Annotated in this window: 15 protein-coding genes, 1 tRNA gene and 1 pseudogene; 16 read left to right on the top strand and 1 reads right to left on the bottom strand. The window is 54.0% G+C overall.

Annotated features, from left to right (window positions below; genetic code table 11):
- Positions 1–24 precede the first annotated feature (24 nt).
- The 13 genes and pseudogenes from ihfA to AS19_RS14240 all read left to right on the top strand — a co-directional run bounded on the left by ihfA (position 25) and on the right by AS19_RS14240 (position 11975).
- Positions 25–327 carry an integration host factor subunit alpha gene (ihfA, locus tag AS19_RS09465; RefSeq protein ID WP_011589117.1) on the top strand — a complete coding sequence of 101 codons (303 nt, stop codon included), beginning with the start codon at positions 25–27 and terminating at the stop codon, positions 325–327.
- Positions 308–667 (top strand): MerR family transcriptional regulator, encoded by a 360-nt coding sequence (locus tag AS19_RS09460; RefSeq protein WP_011589116.1) that lies wholly within the window; start codon positions 308–310, stop codon positions 665–667. The genes ihfA and AS19_RS09460 overlap by 20 nt, the downstream gene beginning before the upstream one ends.
- A gap of 372 nt (positions 668–1039) precedes the next feature.
- Positions 1040–1116 (top strand) — tRNA-Pro (locus AS19_RS09455).
- A gap of 274 nt (positions 1117–1390) precedes the next feature.
- Positions 1391–1783, top strand: a complete 393-nt coding sequence (locus AS19_RS09450; RefSeq protein ID WP_035461290.1) for an HIT family protein — start codon at positions 1391–1393, stop codon at positions 1781–1783.
- Complete coding sequence (locus tag AS19_RS09445) at positions 1780–2949, top strand: HNH endonuclease (protein ID WP_052753757.1); 1170 nt, start codon at positions 1780–1782, stop codon at positions 2947–2949. Before AS19_RS09450 ends, AS19_RS09445 begins: the two co-directional genes overlap by 4 nt.
- A 75-nt stretch (positions 2950–3024) precedes the next feature.
- On the top strand, positions 3025–4665 hold the full coding sequence (locus AS19_RS09440) for a class I SAM-dependent DNA methyltransferase (RefSeq protein WP_035461391.1): 1641 nt from the start codon (positions 3025–3027) through the stop codon (positions 4663–4665).
- Positions 4655–6055: a restriction endonuclease subunit S gene (locus tag AS19_RS09435; RefSeq protein ID WP_046962002.1), complete on the top strand. Its 1401-nt coding sequence runs from the start codon at positions 4655–4657 to the stop codon at positions 6053–6055. The genes AS19_RS09440 and AS19_RS09435 overlap by 11 nt, the downstream gene beginning before the upstream one ends.
- Positions 6052–6750: a DUF3800 domain-containing protein gene (locus tag AS19_RS09430; protein WP_046962001.1), complete on the top strand. Its 699-nt coding sequence runs from the start codon at positions 6052–6054 to the stop codon at positions 6748–6750. Before AS19_RS09435 ends, AS19_RS09430 begins: the two co-directional genes overlap by 4 nt.
- Positions 6750–7226, top strand: a complete 477-nt coding sequence (locus AS19_RS09425; RefSeq protein ID WP_046962000.1) for a hypothetical protein — start codon at positions 6750–6752, stop codon at positions 7224–7226. Before AS19_RS09430 ends, AS19_RS09425 begins: the two co-directional genes overlap by 1 nt.
- 343 nt (positions 7227–7569) lie before the next feature.
- Positions 7570–11316, top strand: a complete 3747-nt coding sequence (locus tag AS19_RS09420; RefSeq protein WP_046961999.1) for a type I restriction endonuclease subunit R — start codon at positions 7570–7572, stop codon at positions 11314–11316.
- A gap of 168 nt (positions 11317–11484) precedes the next feature.
- Complete coding sequence (locus AS19_RS14170) at positions 11485–11733, top strand: YhfG family protein (RefSeq protein ID WP_255346570.1); 249 nt, start codon at positions 11485–11487, stop codon at positions 11731–11733.
- Positions 11706–11768: pseudogene (locus AS19_RS14325) on the top strand (hypothetical protein); the annotation flags it as partial. The gene AS19_RS14170 and the pseudogene AS19_RS14325, both read left to right, overlap by 28 nt.
- Positions 11769–11975 (top strand): Fic family protein, encoded by a 207-nt coding sequence (locus AS19_RS14240; RefSeq protein WP_162488613.1) that lies wholly within the window; start codon positions 11769–11771, stop codon positions 11973–11975.
- On the opposite strand, the gene ylqF is transcribed toward AS19_RS14240, so the two are convergent.
- Positions 11972–12916: a ribosome biogenesis GTPase YlqF gene (gene ylqF / locus AS19_RS09410; RefSeq protein WP_046961998.1), complete on the bottom strand. Its 945-nt coding sequence runs from the start codon at positions 12914–12916 to the stop codon at positions 11972–11974. The two genes, AS19_RS14240 and ylqF, sit on opposite strands and share 4 nt — an antisense overlap.
- A gap of 386 nt (positions 12917–13302) precedes the next feature.
- Between ylqF and AS19_RS09405 the strand changes: the two genes are divergently transcribed.
- From AS19_RS09405 to AS19_RS09395, 3 genes are read left to right on the top strand one after another with little or no spacing between them, the layout of a single operon-like run.
- Positions 13303–15999 carry a YdbH domain-containing protein gene (locus AS19_RS09405; RefSeq protein WP_046961997.1) on the top strand — a complete coding sequence of 899 codons (2697 nt, stop codon included), beginning with the start codon at positions 13303–13305 and terminating at the stop codon, positions 15997–15999.
- Complete coding sequence (locus AS19_RS09400) at positions 15996–16190, top strand: YnbE family lipoprotein (protein WP_011589103.1); 195 nt, start codon at positions 15996–15998, stop codon at positions 16188–16190. Before AS19_RS09405 ends, AS19_RS09400 begins: the two co-directional genes overlap by 4 nt.
- A gap of 9 nt (positions 16191–16199) precedes the next feature.
- Positions 16200–16523, top strand: a complete 324-nt coding sequence (locus AS19_RS09395) for a YdbL family protein (RefSeq protein ID WP_035461280.1) — start codon at positions 16200–16202, stop codon at positions 16521–16523.
- Positions 16524–16587: the final 64 nt, after the last annotated feature.

Raw genomic sequence — 16587 nt, 5'->3', positions numbered from 1 at the left:
TAAGGAAGGGCAGGGGAGCTATTAATGGGAGCGCTGACCAAAGCAGATATGGCCGAGCGTTTGTTCGAAGAATTAGGCTTGAACAAGCGTGAAGCCAAAGAAATGGTGGAAATGTTTTTTGAAGAAATCCGCCATTCGCTGGAAGATAATATTCCGGTGAAGCTCTCAGGCTTTGGCAATTTCGACCTCAGAGACAAGAGTGAACGCCCAGGGCGGAACCCGAAAACCGGTGAAGAGATTCCCATTACCGCTCGCCGGGTTGTTACCTTTCGTCCAGGGCAAAAATTAAAACAACGGGTTGAGGCGTATGCTGGAACCAAGTCATAACGACGAATTGCCGGCGATTCCAGGGAAGCGATATTTCACCATTGGTGAAGTCAGTGACCTATGTGACGTCAAGCCGCATGTATTGCGCTATTGGGAACAGGAGTTTCCACAGCTCAACCCGGTAAAGCGCCGTGGTAACCGCCGCTACTATCAGCGTCAAGACGTGCTGATGATTCGTCAGATCCGCAGCTTACTGTACGATCAGGGCTTTACCATCGGTGGTGCCCGTCAACAGCTTTCTGGCGGCGCCAACGCTGAGCAGGTCACACAGTATCATCAACTCATCAAGCAGATGATTGTGGAGATGGAAGAGGTTCTAGACGTACTTAAAGCCTCCTGATCCAGACAGATCTCTTGCAGGTGTTTGCCTGTAAGCAAGAAGCCCCGGCAGCCTCGCTTCCGGGGTTTTTTCATGCCTGCTTCCCCGCAATCCGCTCACCTCGTAGGCGCGGTCGTTCGGCTGCGAATGGGCAGCCGGCTATAGTTTTCGGTGGAACTACCCTTTTCACAGGCCCGGTCTGACAAGCCGGGCTGGAGAGCGGATACGACGTTGCTGTCTCGGCGCCGCATGAGTCCGACTTGTTGCTTGCAACTTGGCGCTTGTGTCTTCATCGCTTAAACCCTGATCAACCAGTACGTTACTGGTTCCATCCCCCAATCAAATCCGCTATTATGCTCGCCGCTTTGGTAGCACTGCCTACCAAGCACATCTCGGGGCGTAGCGCAGCCTGGTAGCGCACTTGCATGGGGTGCAAGGGGTCGGAGGTTCGAATCCTCCCGTCCCGACCAATCGAGATACAAAAAAGCCTGACTGGAAACAGTCGGGCTTTTTTGTGCCTGAAATTTGGTGGTTCAACAAACCTTGATCTTCACTGTGGGAGGTGATCCCGTTCTCCCTCATACATCTCCGTTACTGTCATGCGCAAAGCCCGATACTCTCTGTTAGACAGACAGGAAAAAATGGTGAGCAAAGCTGGTAGCTCCGTAGCCTTGTGATAAGGTTCACAAATAATAATGAATGGCCTTCAGGCAGGGATTGCCAAAGCAGATAAAGGGGATAGGAATGCCAGAGTGCCCATTTTGTATCGTGCCGGCCTATTTGCCGGATGGCCCGGACCTGAAAAATGCGTTGGCCTATGTTCGCGAAGACAAATTCCCCGTCTCTCCTGGCCATCTGCTGGTGATCCCTAAACGACACGCTAACGACTGGTTCTGCCTCACCGAGCAGGAGCAGAGCGCCGTGATGGAGTTGATCAACCAGGCTAAAGATTACCTGGATCAGCGCTACGCCCCGGATGCCTACAACATCGGTATGAATTGCGGCGAAGCAGCCGGCCAAACCGTCCCGCACATGCACTGCCATATCATTCCCCGCTATCAGGCAGACAGTGATGATCCCAGAGGGGGCGTGCGTTGGGTGAAGCCGGAACAGGCGGATTACTGGAGTGGACAATGACTCCGACACAGTATCTGGATCAGCTCAGCAGTCTGCGCATGGACCGCACCAAGGAGCGGCCCCGGCCTCACAAGGTCTGCCTGTTGCTGGCCGTTCTGGATCTGATCCGCTTAGGCACACTGCGAGATAACCAAATCCGCTTTGATGATGCCCTGCGCAAGGCCTTCTCCAGACGTTTTAATCAGCTCAAGCAAAACAATGACCGGGACAACCCGGAGTTTCCTTACTTTTACCTGCAATCCTCTGGTTTCTGGTATCACCGGCCTGTTAAGGGTAAGGAAGAGGAGTACCAGAAACGGGTAGAAGACCATAAGGCACCCAGCCCACGGGCAACCCTGAAACTGATTGACTACGCTTGGCTGGATACACCGCTATTTAACCTGCTTTGTGATTCGGCCATGCAGCCACAAATCGAAGCGGCGCTGTTGGCCAATCTTCATAATCGTCGCAAGCACTTTTCTCACTGGACTGATTCAATTGGCAAGAGTGAACGGGCGATCAAAAGCTATGCTGGCGCATTGAACAACGCGCTGCCGAAGCTGCTGCAAGGCAAGGACGGGCTGATCGAATCTTTTTTTGATGTGGGTTCGGTGGAGCAATACCCGCTGCTGAGCTATTGCATCGAAAGCCAGCCGACCTTTCAGGTAAAAGATGAGATGGGTCACGGTATGTACAGTGCGGCTTTGCGCCTTTACGGCCAGTTTCTCAAAGATGCTACAGATTATGCGTTAACCAACGACCTGGCCGATCTGGATAGCGATGCTTCTCTCTCGGAAACCGAACGTAGCACCCTGCGTACTACCCGCCTGGGCCATGGCAAATTCCGGGAGGGCTTGGTGGGCTATTGGCGCGGCTGTGCGGTGACCCAGTATCCGGGTGTGAGCTTATTGATCGCCTCCCACATCAAGTCCTGGCGAGAGGCGGATAACAGGGAGCGCTTGGACCCGTATAATGGCCTTTTGTTGGTGCCCAATCTTGACAAGGTCTTCGACCGGCAGCTTATTAGCTTTGATGGAAGAGGGCGCATTCTGATCTCCAGTCACTTGGAAGACCCTAATAAGCTAGGCATTCACAAGGACATGGTCGTCAAGTTGGACGACAGCCATCAACGTTATCTGGCGCACCACAGAGAGCATTACCGCGAAAAGCAGGCTGGAAGAGGTTGAGCCTGCCGAAAAATTGACAGCCAAACGTCAGAGCATGCCTAGCCTAAGCCGGGCAGCAAAAACAGGAAAATGACATTGAGTAGCGACACCGAAAAGAAGAAGCCTGCTCGTAAAAAAGCAGCAGCCAAGAAGGCTACCAAGTCCTTCGAGCAAACCCTCTGGGATACCGCGGACAAGCTCCGTGGCTCGGTGGAGTCCTCTGAATACAAGCATGTGGTGCTTTCCCTCATCTTCCTCAAGTTCATCAGCGACAAGTTCGAGGCCCAGCGCCAGAAGCTGGTGGAAGAGGACATGGCAGACTATGTGGACATGGTGGAGTTCTACGCCAAGGACAATGTCTTTTACCTGCCGGAAGACGCCCGCTGGAGCACCATCAGCAAGCAGGCGAAGCAGGATGACATCGCTGTGCGCATCGACACCGCCCTACACACCGTGGAGAAGACCAACAAATCCCTGCGCGGTGCCCTGCCGGACAACTACTTCTCCCGCCTGGGGCTGGATGCCAGCAAGCTGGCGGCGCTGATCGACTCCATCAACAACATTGATACCCTGATTGATGAGGGTGCCGGCAGCGTTAATGGAGAGCGCGCAAAGAGCGAGCAAGACATCGTTGGCCGCGTCTACGAATACTTCCTCGGCAAATTCGCCGCCACCGAAGGCAAGGGCGGCGGGGAGTTCTATACCCCCAAGTGCGTGGTTAACCTGCTGGCGGAAATGATCGAGCCCTACCACGGCAAGATCTACGACCCCTGCTGCGGCTCCGGCGGCATGTTCGTGCAGTCCGTGCAGTTTGTGGAAAGCCACAAGGGCAACAAGAAAGACATCTCCATCTACGGCCAGGAACAAACCGCCACCACCTACAAGCTGGCCAAGATGAACCTGGCCATCCGCGGCATTGCCGCCAACTTCGGTGATGTGCCGGCGGATACCTTCTTCAAGGATCAGCACCCGGACCTCAAGGCCGACTTCATCATGGCCAACCCGCCCTTCAATCTAAAAGCATGGCGCGGCCCGGATGAACTCACCAACGACCCACGCTGGGCCGGTTACGAAGTGCCGCCCACCAGCAACGCCAACTACGCCTGGATTCTGCACATGGTCAGCAAGCTCAGCGAGAGCGGCGTGGCCGGCTTTGTATTGGCTAACGGCTCCATGAGCACCAACACAAAAGGTGAAGGCGAGATCCGCAAGAAGCTCATCGAGAATGACCTGGTGGATTGCATGATCGCCCTGCCGGGCCAGCTGTTCTACACCACCCAGATTCCCGTGTGCCTCTGGTTCCTCACCAAGAACAAGAAAGCCGAAACCATTCCCGGCCACAGCGACAGCAACCACCGCAACCGCCAGGGCGAAACCCTGTTTATCGATGCCCGCAATATGGGCTCCATGGTGGACCGCACCCACAAGGAGCTCACCACCGACGACATTGGGGAGATTGCCCGCACCTACCATGCCTGGCGTGGCGAAGAGAAAGATGGCGACTATGAAGATGTGCCCGGCTTCTGTAAGGCGACCACGCTGGATGACATCAAGGCCAATGATTATGTGCTAACGCCGGGGCGCTATGTGGGGGCGGCGGAGCTGGAAGATGATGGGGTGCTGTTTGAGGAGAAGATGCAGGCTCTAACTCAGACCTTGTTCGAGCAAATGGCAGAAGCGGAAAAGTTGGATGCTTTGATAAAGAGCAATCTGGAGGGCTTGGGCTATGGCCGGTGATTGGACAACCATCGGGGATATTGCTGAAGTATTTGACGGACCTCATGCGACGCCCAAGAAAATTGAAGAAGGCCCGTATTTTCTTAGCATATCTAGCTTAGAGCAAGGAAAGCTAGACCTGTCTAAGTCTGCCCATATTAGTGAAGAGCAATATATAAAATGGACCAAAAGAGTAACTCCTCAGGAAGGAGATGTTCTTTTTTCGTATGAAACAAGGCTTGGTGAGGCTGCGCTCATGCCTGGTGGGATTAAGGCATGCCTTGGAAGAAGAATGGGGCTATTGAGGCCAAACAAAGAGGTGGTGGATCCTAGTTACCTTTTGTTTGCCTATCTTAGTCCTGATTTTCAACGCGAAATCGTAGCGCGAACAAATTCTGGTGCGACTGTAGATCGTATTGCGCTAAAGGAATTGCCGTCATTCCCAATTCGTATCCCTAAGCTACAAGAGCAAAGGGAAATCGCATCTGTGCTTTCTGCGCTTGATAACAAAATCGAACTAAACCGCCAAATCAACGCCACCCTGGAGTCCATGGCTCAGGCGCTGTTCAAAAGCTGGTTTGTGGATTTTGATCCGGTGATCGACAACGCCCTGGCGGCGGGCAATCCCATTCCCGAGCCATTGCAGGCCAGAGCCGAAAAGCGCGCCGCCCTGCTGGCTGCCTCTGCGGCGGACACCCGCAGCCCCAACGCCACGGATAACACACACCCAACCCAAACCGCCCCCCACACGCAATCGGGCACAACGGCCCCCGCCACCCCCTTGCAACCCCTCCCCGCCGACCTCCGCGCCCTCTTCCCCGACAGCTTTGTCTTTAATGAGGAAATGGGCTGGGTGCCGGAAGGGTGGGAGGTTAAGCAGGTCGGAGAGCTGCTTGAGTTGGCTTACGGAAAAGCTCTCGCAGCAAAGAACAGAATCCCTGGTGAGGTTCCTGTATACGGTTCAGGTGGAGTGTCGGGGTTTCACAATGAAGCAATTGTAGATGCGCCGGGGATTATCGTTGGGAGGAAAGGTACAGTCGGTTCACTGTATTGGGTTGAAAAAGACTTCTTCCCGATAGATACGGTTTTTTATGTCAAGAACAAGTCGAAAATGCCTTTGTATTGGTTGTATAGAATGCTGGCCACGCTAAGAATTGAGAATATGGGGGCTGATTCTGCGGTGCCGGGAGTAAACCGAAATGTTGTGTGTGCCTGTAAAGTGATCGTGCCGTCTGATGTCATCGCAGATTTTTTTGGAAAATTATCTGAATCATTTAATTCAAGAAGAAGCTGCTTGAGTGACCAGAATCAATATTTATCAGATGTAAGGGATTTGTTACTCCCAAAGCTGCTATCCGGAAAAATCCAACTCCCCGAAGCCAAGCGAGCGTATGTCGAGGCTGCCCAATGAGCAACGTGTTTAATGTTTATTGTGATGAGTCATGCCATCTCGAGGGGGATGGTATTCCGGCTATGGTCCTGGGGGCGGTCTGGTGCTCGAAAGTGAAGAGCAGAAAGATAGCTAGGGACATCCGTGAGCTCCAAGTGAAACATGGTCTGAAATCTGACTTCGAAATTAAATGGACTAAGGTTTCGCAGGCAAAGCAAGACTTTTATTGCGCTCTGGTTGATTACTTCTTTGATAATCCAGATCTCCACTTCAGGGGAGTGGTGATACCCGACAAGACCAGGCTTAACCACGGATTGTTTGGGCAGAATCACGACCTTTTTTACTACAAGATGTTTTTCTATGTGTTGAGAAACATTATTACCAGCAAGGACCGCTACCGAATTTTCCTGGATATTAAGGATACCCAAGGTAGGGAGCGCCTGGATGCGCTGAGCGATGTGCTCCATAACGCTCACTATGATTTCGACCGCACAGCGATTGAGACCATACAGCATGTTCGCTCCCATGAGATGGAGCAGCTTCAACTCACGGACTTGTTCATTGGGGCGCTAGGGTATGTTCATCGCGGCTTGCAGGGAAATGCAGGAAAGCTTGCTGTCATTGAACGTATCAGGCAGCGCTCCGGAATCAACCTGACCTGTAGCACGCTTCCTTCCGAGAAGAAGTTTGATGTCTTCGTTTGGGAGGCGCGCTGATGGCTGCAGAACTTCCCCAGCTGGAGCCAATGTTTAACCCTTGGGAAGATTATGAAAATCATATTTACCAGATTTTCATGGACACGATTGTCAATGGACGCCTGAGATTCCAAGGTTTGCCGGTGAAGAGCCAATACAGACCTGAGACGAACGGCAAAGGGTTCAGCTTCTGGCACCTTATTTCTGAAGGAAAAAAAGAAGAGGAAAGAACGCCAGATTTTCGCCGCTGCGAACGAGTCCGCTGGTTTTCATGGATGATACAGAATGCGACAACGTGTGATGCGCTGTGTTGGTGGGAGAATCGCAGAGGTACAGCTACGCATGTGGTGATATGGCATGAAACAGAGAGGTTTGCAGTGGTGCTTGCCAAGCGTAACGGCTATTTCTTGATTAAAACCGCTTATGTGGTTAAGTCAGGCAGGGAGAGGGCGTTCAGAAAGGAGCGTGATGCTTTTTGGTTATCCAGAAAAGACTGAACCCGCTATCAATGGCTTTGATAACGGGCTCGTATGCTCTGTTCACTCATGGTGAATGAGGCGACGCGATAATCTCAATTTTTTGGGGGGGTATCAAGTTATTAGTTATTGTCTTTAGTTATAAGGGCGCAATAATTGCAGCATGAGCGTTCTTTGGGCAGGAAAAGCACATTTCAGGGCTAATCTAAATCTGGAGTGTGTGTGCTCTGTAACTAATTGAAAAATATAGGGTGGCTTATTTCATTGCAAATCGAGGTGATGAATGAAGTGGGGATATGGTTGGTCTCGCCACCGGTTGGTCTAAGTTGAGCCGGCAGCTATGCGTGCTTGAGGAAAGGAAGGGATGAGTTTTACTGAAGCAAAACTGGAACAGGCTGTTATCGCACTGCTGGGTGAGCAAGGCTTCCCATACACCTCGGGTGCAGACTTGTTTCGGCCAACCACGGAAGTGCTGATTAAGGATGACCTGCGCCAGTTCCTGTCCAGCCGCTACGCGGCGGACGGCATCACCCCCGGTGAAATCGACAGCATCATCAATCGCCTGGATGCTTTGAATCCTCAGGATCTGTACGACTCCAACAAGACCATTCAGAAGCTGGTGGCCGATGGCTTCCTGCTTAAGCGCGAAGATCGCAGCAAGAAAGACCTCTACGTTCAGCTGATTGATTACAGCGGCCTACCGCTGCAGCGCCTGCCCAAAGAGGGCGAGGTGGAAACGCTGGTGGCAGACGGTGCTGGCGGTTATGGCGACAGCAACCTGTACCGAGTGGTGAACCAGCTGGAGATTGAGGGGAAGGTCAAGCGCATTCCGGATGTGATTCTCTATATCAATGGTCTGCCGCTGGTGGTGTTCGAGCTAAAGAGCGCCATCCGCGAAGAAGCGACCCTGCATGATGCCTATGTCCAGCTGACCACCCGCTATGCCCGGGATATTCCCGAGCTGATGAAATACAACGTGCTGTGTGTGATCAGTGACGGGGTGAATTCGCGCCTGGGCTCGCTGTTTGCCCCCTACGAGTTTTTCTACACCTGGCGCAAGGTGACGGGGGAGGAGGCCATCGGCAAGGATGGTATCGATTCCCTGCATACCATGATCCAGGGGCTATTCGACCGGGATCGGTTGCGGCAGGTTATCCGGCACTTCGTGTTCTTCCCGGATGTGTCGCGCAAGCAGGAGAAGATCGTCTGCCGCTACCCGCAGTTCTACGCGGCCACCAAGCTTTACGAGAATATCCTGCGCCACCGCAAACCTGAGGGTGACGGCAAGGGCGGCACCTACTTTGGTGCCACCGGCTGCGGCAAGAGCTTCACCATGCTGTTCCTGACCCGGCTGCTGATGAAGAGCGCGGCGTTTGAGAGCCCGACCATCGTGCTGATTACTGACCGCACCGATCTGGATGACCAGCTTTCCGGGCAGTTCACCAATGCCAAGGGCTATATCGGCGATCAGGCGGTGCTCAGTGTGGAAAGCCGTGCGCACCTGCGTGAGCTACTCAAGGGGCGTAACAGTGGCGGGGTGTTCCTGACCACCATCCACAAGTTTACCGAAGACGCCGAGCTGCTCACCGACCGCACCAATGTGATCTGTATTTCCGATGAGGCCCACCGTAGCCAGGTAAATCTGGACCAAAAGGTGCGGGTGACGGAAAAGGGCGTCAAACGCACCTACGGCTTCGCCAAGTACCTGCACGACTCGCTGCCCAATGCCACTTATGTGGGCTTCACCGGTACGCCCATCGACGCCACCCTGGATGTGTTCGGTGAGGTGGTGGACAGCTACACCATGACCGAATCGGTGAAGGACGAGATCACCGTGCGCATCGTGTACGAGGGCCGTGCCGCCAAGGTGGTGCTGGATAACGAGAAGCTCAAGGAGATTGAGGCCTACTACGACCAGTGTGCCGAAGACGGCGCCAGCGATTACCACATTGAGGAAAGCAAGAAGAGCAGTAGCAGCATGGCCGCCATTCTCGGCGACCCGGACCGCATCAAGGCGCTGGCCATCGACTTTGTTCATCACTACGAGAAGCGGCTGGAAGAAGGCTCCACGGTGAAGGGTAAGGCCATTTTTGTGTGCAGTAGCCGTGAGATTGCCTGGGCCTTCTGGCAGGAAGTGGTGGCGCTGCGTCCGGCCTGGAATGAGGTGCTGGCCTGCGAGGAAGGGGTAGAGCTGACGGAGCAGGAGCGCAAAGAGATCAAGCCCATGGAGCGGGTGAAGATGATCATGACCCGCGGCAAGGATGACGAGAAAGCGCTGTGGGAAATGCTGGGCACGCAGGAGTACCGCAAGGAGCTGGATCGACAGTTCAAGAACCCCAAATCCAACTTCAAGATCGCCATTGTGGTGGACATGTGGCTCACCGGCTTTGATGTGCCGTTCCTGGATACTATTTATATCGACAAGCCGATACAGCGCCACAACCTGATCCAGACTATCTCGCGGGTAAACCGCAAGTTTGAAGGCAAGGACAAGGGCCTGGTAGTGGATTACATCGGCATCAAGAAGCAGATGAATCTGGCGCTGGCCCACTACAACAAGGCCGACCAGCAGAATATCGAGGAGATCGCCCAGTCCGTGGTGGTGGTGAAAGACCACCTGGATCTGCTCGGCAAGATCTTCCATCAATTCGATACCAAGCCGTACTTCGACGGCAGCCCGCTGGAGCAGCTCAATTGCCTGAATAGGGCGGCGGAGTTTGTGCAGCTCACCGACAAGATCGAAAAGCGCTTCATGGCGCTGGTGAAGCGCCTCAAGGCCGCCTACGACATCTGCTCTGGTTCCGAGTCGATCACCCATAGCGAACGTGACCTGATCCATTTCTATCTGGCGGTACGCTCCATCGTCTTCAAGCTCACCCGCGGCCATGCCCCGGATATAGCCCAGATGAATGCCAGAGTGCGGGAAATGGTGGCAGAGGCCCTGAAAGCGGATGGGGTGGAAGAAGTCTTCAAGCTCGACGACGAGAGCGCCGAAGGCGTTGATCTGTTCGATGATGACTACCTGGCCAAGATCGAGAAGATCAAGCTGCCCAACACCAAGATCAAGCTACTGCAGAAGCTGTTGGCCAAGGCCATCGAAGACTTCCGCAAGGTAAACCGCACCAAGGGCATCGAGTTCTCAGATAAATTCCGGGCGCTGGTGGATAAATACAACGAGCGCAAGGAAGACAGCGTTCTGGTCAGCAATGTACTGGAAGATTTCTCCACCGAAATCATCGACCTGATCAAGGCGATCAAGGATGAAAAGGGCGACTTGGGGGATATGGATAGCCTGGAAGAGAAGGCCTTCTACGACATCCTCAAGAAACTGGCGGTCAAATACGACTTCACCTACCCGGAAGACAAGCTGGTGGCGCTGTCCAAGGCGGTGCGTGAGGTGGTGGATGACAAGGCCAAGTACACGGACTGGAGCGAGCGTGATGACATCAAGGCTGGGTTGAAAGTCGGGCTGATCCTGGTGCTAGCCGAATATGGCTATCCGCCAGTGGATCGGGATGAGGTTTACAAGGAAATTTTCGAGCAGGCGGAGAACTTCAAAAAGTATCAGGCCGTAGAAAAAGTAAAGAGTAAGACGAAAGAGCCTATTGTTATCGGCGGTCGAACTCTGCATACGGTTGGCGAGGTTTCGTTAATGCTTGGTGCGGTGAGGGTGGCTGATATTTCTATCAGACTGGATCAGGAATACAAGCAAGACACCACTGGTCTGCTTTATGCGAATGGTTTCGCTGAGCTAAAAAAGCTTGGTGTTGTTAGTCTTGAGATAGTAGATAGCTATTTCATTGCCGAATCTATTATCGCTGGTTATCTCTCAGATTTTTCCGAAGATATGAGTGAGTTTGGGCTAAAGCAATACGTCTGTCTTGATAGGGCGCGTTCTGGAAGTGTTGATATTCTATTTGGGATATTCATCGTTGGCAGCTTTGCACTCAGATTCCTTGAGAAGTACCCTGCGTATGCAGACGGTTTTGAAAGAATGAAAAAAGATTTGTCTAAGCGTTGGAAAAAAGAGAAAGAGAATAATAAAAATATGCCCTCTATGATTGATGCAAAGGTTCAATTTAAGCATAAAGGGAACTCAACAATTCACTAGATAAAAGCGTCAGGTTGATGCATTTACCTAACTTCATTGTTGCCAGTGCATCGGCATCCTATGGCACGAATTTTGAGGCTCGGGGCTTGTTGGCATTAGATACTCCAATCTGCGGATACTAAATAATCAGTAAATTCGGTTTTATATAAAAATAAAACAGCTGTCGGCATTTTCGCCAAGACACGGCAAGCCAATTATGCTGCGAGCTTGCGCTTGAAAGGTTTTGTGGTGCAGCAGGAAGGTGCGGTGAAAAAGCACTCCTCTCGCAAGGCCGCGGTGATTGCTCATACACGCCAGGTAAAAGCCAAGGGTGATACGCGTTTTTGCACTACTTCACGCATTTTCCTGAAGCAGACAAGCTCTTTACTCAGCGGGAAGCAAAAAATTGGCTGGAAAGACTTTTCCGCGAAGCACTGATTGACGAGTTTGCAGCCCTTTTCGGTAAACTGAACATGATGCATCCCTTCCGTGAGGGTAATGGCCGTGCCCTGCGGCTGTTGTTTGAATTCATCATTGTCAATGCGGGCTATGAGATCAGTTGGAGCGCTGTGGATGAAAAGAGTAGTTTGAGGCCAACGTTCTTTCTGCGTTGGCCGCTGATGTATCAGCGGTTGGTAGCCATTTTTGATAAATCTATTGGTGCACCGATTACTGACTAGTTCCCTTTATTTCCCTTCGCCTTATAAGCCGCCTTCCTGGCTTTCTTCTTCGCCTCTTTTTCCTCTTCTTTTAGCCTGCGTATCTCCGCCACTTTCACATGCTCTTTCTCGGCCATGGCCGGGGTTTCCAGGGTGATGGGGCCGAGTTTGCCGCTGCGGTATTCGTTGATGAGCAGGGCGGCGGTGCGGTCGAAGTCCACGTGTCCGCCTTTGCCGATACAGCCGCGTTGCTTGCCGATGGTTTCCAGAAACGGCACGCCTTCATCGGGCAGCGTGTCGAGTTTGAAACGCTCCTTCATTAATTCTGGATAGGCTTGCATGAAATACTCGGCGGCAAACAAGGCTACGTCGTCTTCTTGCATGGCGGTGGCTTTGATGGCGCCGGAGAGGGCCAGGCGGTAGCCGCTGTCCGGGTTTTCAATTTTAGGCCAAAGGATGCCGGGGGAGTCGATCAGGATCAGGCCGTTGCGCAGGTCGATGCGCTGTTGGCGCTGGGTGACGGCGGGCTCGTTACCTGCCTTGGCAATGATACGGCTGGCCAGATTATTGATCAGGGTGGATTTGCCCACGTTAGGAATGCCGGTGATCAGGGCCGTGACGCTGGTGGCCCGGTCTTCGCGCTTGCCGGCCATTTTCAGGGCGGTGTCTAGCAGCTTGCGGATCTGTTCCGGCTTTTCGGTGGTGATGGCCAGGGCGCGGACGGTTGGATCTTGTTCAAGATGAGCCAGCCATTGTTGAGTAATGGCGGGATCGGCCAGGTCGCTTTTGCTGAGCAGTTTCAGGCAGGGCTTGTCGGCGCGAAATTGTTCGATTACCGGGTTGGCACTGCTATAGGGTAAGCGGGCGTCTACCACTTCGATGACCAGGTCCACCTTGGGGAGAATGTCGCGAATTTCGCGGATGGCCTTGTTCATGTGGCCGGGGAACCAGTTGATGCTCATGGGGCGCCGTATCGTTTGTATTGAATGAAACGGCAGTATAAACCAGCTGAGCGGGGGAGTATTGCCGGTTGCTTGGGGCTGGGCCCTGCGGGCTATTAACATTGCCAAGCCATTCTTAATGCGTGCTTTTGAAAAGCTCGTGGGCTTTCTGCGCTATTTTGGATTTTCCCGATTTGCCTGAAAAGGGTGAAGGCGTCTTTATCACTCCCGGTTACAAGGCACATTGATGCTGCTAATAGTATTGGGGCTAAGCGCACAACCCTTGGCGGCGAGGTGATCGCCAACAGCCTGCAGGCGATGCTGTTGAGTTACATTGCATTGAAGTTTGTAAATCGGCAGGAAAGCGCCACCATCGAACCAATTACGCTGGCGGCCCTCTAACCATTATGGTTCGACTCTCCTCACGCATGCTTCGCCCACTAGGCGCTGGCTTGTTGTTATTGCTGGTTATCTTACTGCTGCTGATTCTGGTGGCGGTAGGCTGGGCCTATAGCGCAGGAATACGCGTCAGTGAGCCGGGGTGGCAGCACGGCCTGACGCTGGGCCAGTGGCGTGTTGTGCGCGACGACTGTGTGGCCGCAAAAGGTACCGACCTGAGCATTGAGAGCGTTTGGCCGCTGAACGTGACGCAGCAGACGCTAGCGTTATATCACTGTGCGAAAAGTGATTCTGCGCAGACGTCGGCTAGCCCCTTTGCTGACGGGCTTCCCTGGGCGCCCCCTTTCCATCTAGACGTTGTCGAACTGGATTTGGCCGGCGTGATGGATTATCCCCTTCCGGTAATGATGCTGACACTCCACCAGCAGGCGCAGCATTGGCAGCTGCAAGCCTCCGCCCCGCACGTGGCGCTACAGGCGCAGTATCAGCGAGCCAGCGGGGCTTGGGAGGCCAGCGGTGAGGGAGCGTTAAACGCAGTATTACCGGACTGGCAGGGCCATTGGCAATGGCGTGGCCAAGGGGCTTGGCTGGGCGAACCCGCTGGGGAAATACAGCTGGATCTTGATTCGGCCGGGCCAGTGTCGCAAGCACAACGGGCGGACCTGCTGGCGCAGGCTCAGTTTCAAGGTGCCCAGTGGCAGTTGGAGGCGGGCCTGTCCCAGCCGTTAGCGCTGAATAGTGACTGGCAGCTGACGGCCGCAGAGCCTCTTAGTGTTTCCGGCAATGGCGTGGCATTAGCTCGGGCAAAAGTGGCGCTGGCGTTGGCCGGCCCGCTTGGCACCGTGACGTTGCAGGCAGCCACTCACTGCGTGCCACCCGAAAACTGTGAACCAAAAGATGGCGCAGACTCGCCTCAGGCGATTGAAAATGGGCGGGGAATGCTGCGATTGCAGGGCGAAAGCCTGGAGGGAGAAGTGGCGTTTTACTGGCAGGATCGGCTGCTGGTGCTTGAGCCCGCCTCCCTGACTTTGCCGCAAGCAGTCACTGCCCAGTGGCAGGAGCCCTTGCAGATACCCATGGCCCGTTCTGGGGTCACAGCGTTGCCGTTGGCGTTGGGCTACCAAGGATTGAAAGTAACCACCGGTGCCAGTGAGGTTCAGTGGGCACTGGCAGACGACGATGCGCTGGCAGCGATAGAGTGGCAGTGGGCTGGCGATGTGGCCTTGCATGGCCAATGGCAGGGATACCAGTGGCAAGGGGCCTGGCAAGGCGTGGTCGGTAGCCACGGCCTGGAGGGGGCTCCACTCACGCTGAGCGCACGACAAGGGAGTGACCAGCTGACCTTTCGGTTGCCCGTGGATACCTTGCAACAGGCGCCATACGGTGCCGAGGCTAGCGTGGCTGGTAGTCTGTCCGGTTACCCGCTAGAGGGTAGCCTGGCGTTTGCCCAGTCTGGTGCCGGTTGGGCCGGCACCTTGCAGGCAAACACCGTCTTGCCGCAGTTTGAACAGGGTGGGCAGGTGGCGGTTAAGGCGCCTTGGTCGCTGGTGGATGGCACTGTCAGCGTGGCGGCGGGGAGCCAGGCATCAATCTCTGAAGGTTTGATCGGGCAGGTCTTGATCCGGCCTTTATCGTTGAGTGCAACGGGGCCGTTGCGGATCAATGAACAGGGCATCAGCGGCGACCTGGCCATCCACAGTGAGGGCTTGCTGGCGGCACGCTGGCGTTTGCCGCCGATATCGGGAACCGCGACGGTGGAAGGCGACCAGATTCAGAGCCGGTTAACGGTTAGCGAGTGGCAAAGTGACCTGTGGGCCAACGCCACGCTTGATGGTAACGGGGGGGCGAAAGGGGCGATGGCGCTGCGTAGCGCGCTGAGCCCTGCCATGGGCGTCGGTTTGGACGTCACCCCACGGCAAGGGCAGCTGGAAGGGCGTGGTCACTGGCAATGGGGAAAAACGCTGAAAGCCAGTGGCGATATTACTCTCACCGAGACAGACTTGGACTGGGGCAGCGTCACCGCTCGTGGTGCTGCGGCTGAGATCCATGGTGAATACCATGACGGTGATATTCAGATCAGCAGCACGGGGCCGGTGACGGTGCACACTCTGGATATCGGTACGCCAATGACCGACCTGGCGTTAACCGTGAAGAGTGACCTGTCACAGTGGAATGTTACCGATCTTCGCGCGAATCTGCTCGGTGGTTATTTGCGCTCTCCGTCGCTGGACTGGCCCTCTGCTCGGCCTCAGCCGGTAGTGATCAGTCGCATTGATCTAGCCCAAGTCGCGGCGTTGCAGAACCCGTCGCCAGTGTTGCTGGCCGGGCGAGTAGGGGGGTATGTTCCGCTGCAACTGGGTGAGGATTTTATGGTTATCGAGCAGGGGCGGCTGGCTAACGAGGGGCCGCTGTCGTTGATCATTCCTGATTCGTCCAGCGTACAAAGCATGGCGGAGTCGAATCAGGCGGTGAAGCTGGCGCTGGATAGCCTTAGTACCTTGCTGATTAGCGATTTTCAGGCTCGCATGGGGATGAATAAAGCCGGTTGGCTGGATGCGAAGATTACCATCAAAGGCGAAAACCCACAGAGAAATAATCTGCCGGTGGTGTTTAACTACACGCACCAAGAAAACATGTTGGCGCTGATGCGTAGCTTGCGTATCGGCGATGAAATCACCGAACAACTGCGCACGGAGAATCAATGATGAAACAAGTCGGGCTGGGCACGGTGTTGTTGGCCGGGTGTCTGTTGGCGGCTTGCACGCCTACGGTGGCCCTGAAAGCGCCGGAAGAACCCATCACCATTAACTTGAATGTGAAAATTGATCATGAAATTCGCTTGAAGGTGGAAAAGGATATTGATCAGTTGTTTAGCGAAGATAGCGACCTGTTCTAAGGAGGGGTTATGAAAATGTTAAAACCTGCATTGGCCATGGTGGCATTATTGATGAGCATGGCCGCGTTTGCGCTGAACCTAGGTGAGGCGAAAAGCCAGGGGCTGGTGGGTGAGCAAACGGATGGTTATCTGGGAGTCGTTAAAGCTACACCGGCTGCGGTGGAGCTGGCTGCGGATATCAATCAGAAACGCAGAAATGCCTACGAGCGAATTGCCAAAAAGAACGGCATTACCCTAGATCAGGTGGCGAGGCTGGCAGGGCAAAAAGCCATCGATAAAACGAGACCAGGGCAATACGTAAAAACACCCGATGGACAGTGGGTAGAAAAATAATTTTGATGAAAAATACACTAAAGTATTGGGGCGTTAGTACCATCTAATGTTTTTTTGCTTAATT

The organism is Alcanivorax sp. NBRC 101098 (assembly GCF_001010505.1).
GTDB lineage: Bacteria > Pseudomonadota > Gammaproteobacteria > Pseudomonadales > Alcanivoracaceae > Alcanivorax > Alcanivorax borkumensis.
This window is presented reverse-complemented; position numbering and strand designations above follow the sequence as displayed.

Coding starts and splice junctions, on each gene's coding strand:
- ihfA (WP_011589117.1), top strand. CDS start 25: ATGGGAGCGCTGACCAAAGCAGATATGGCCGAGCGTTTGTTCGAAGAA.
- AS19_RS09460 (WP_011589116.1), top strand. CDS start 308: ATGCTGGAACCAAGTCATAACGACGAATTGCCGGCGATTCCAGGGAAG.
- AS19_RS09450 (WP_035461290.1), top strand. CDS start 1,391: ATGCCAGAGTGCCCATTTTGTATCGTGCCGGCCTATTTGCCGGATGGC.
- AS19_RS09445 (WP_052753757.1), top strand. CDS start 1,780: ATGACTCCGACACAGTATCTGGATCAGCTCAGCAGTCTGCGCATGGAC.
- AS19_RS09435 (WP_046962002.1), top strand. CDS start 4,655: ATGGCCGGTGATTGGACAACCATCGGGGATATTGCTGAAGTATTTGAC.
- AS19_RS09430 (WP_046962001.1), top strand. CDS start 6,052: ATGAGCAACGTGTTTAATGTTTATTGTGATGAGTCATGCCATCTCGAG.
- AS19_RS09425 (WP_046962000.1), top strand. CDS start 6,750: ATGGCTGCAGAACTTCCCCAGCTGGAGCCAATGTTTAACCCTTGGGAA.
- AS19_RS09420 (WP_046961999.1), top strand. CDS start 7,570: ATGAGTTTTACTGAAGCAAAACTGGAACAGGCTGTTATCGCACTGCTG.
- AS19_RS14240 (WP_162488613.1), top strand. CDS start 11,769: ATGATGCATCCCTTCCGTGAGGGTAATGGCCGTGCCCTGCGGCTGTTG.
- ylqF (WP_046961998.1), bottom strand. CDS start 12,916: ATGAGCATCAACTGGTTCCCCGGCCACATGAACAAGGCCATCCGCGAA.
- AS19_RS09405 (WP_046961997.1), top strand. CDS start 13,303: ATGGTTCGACTCTCCTCACGCATGCTTCGCCCACTAGGCGCTGGCTTG.
- AS19_RS09400 (WP_011589103.1), top strand. CDS start 15,996: ATGATGAAACAAGTCGGGCTGGGCACGGTGTTGTTGGCCGGGTGTCTG.
- AS19_RS09395 (WP_035461280.1), top strand. CDS start 16,200: ATGAAAATGTTAAAACCTGCATTGGCCATGGTGGCATTATTGATGAGC.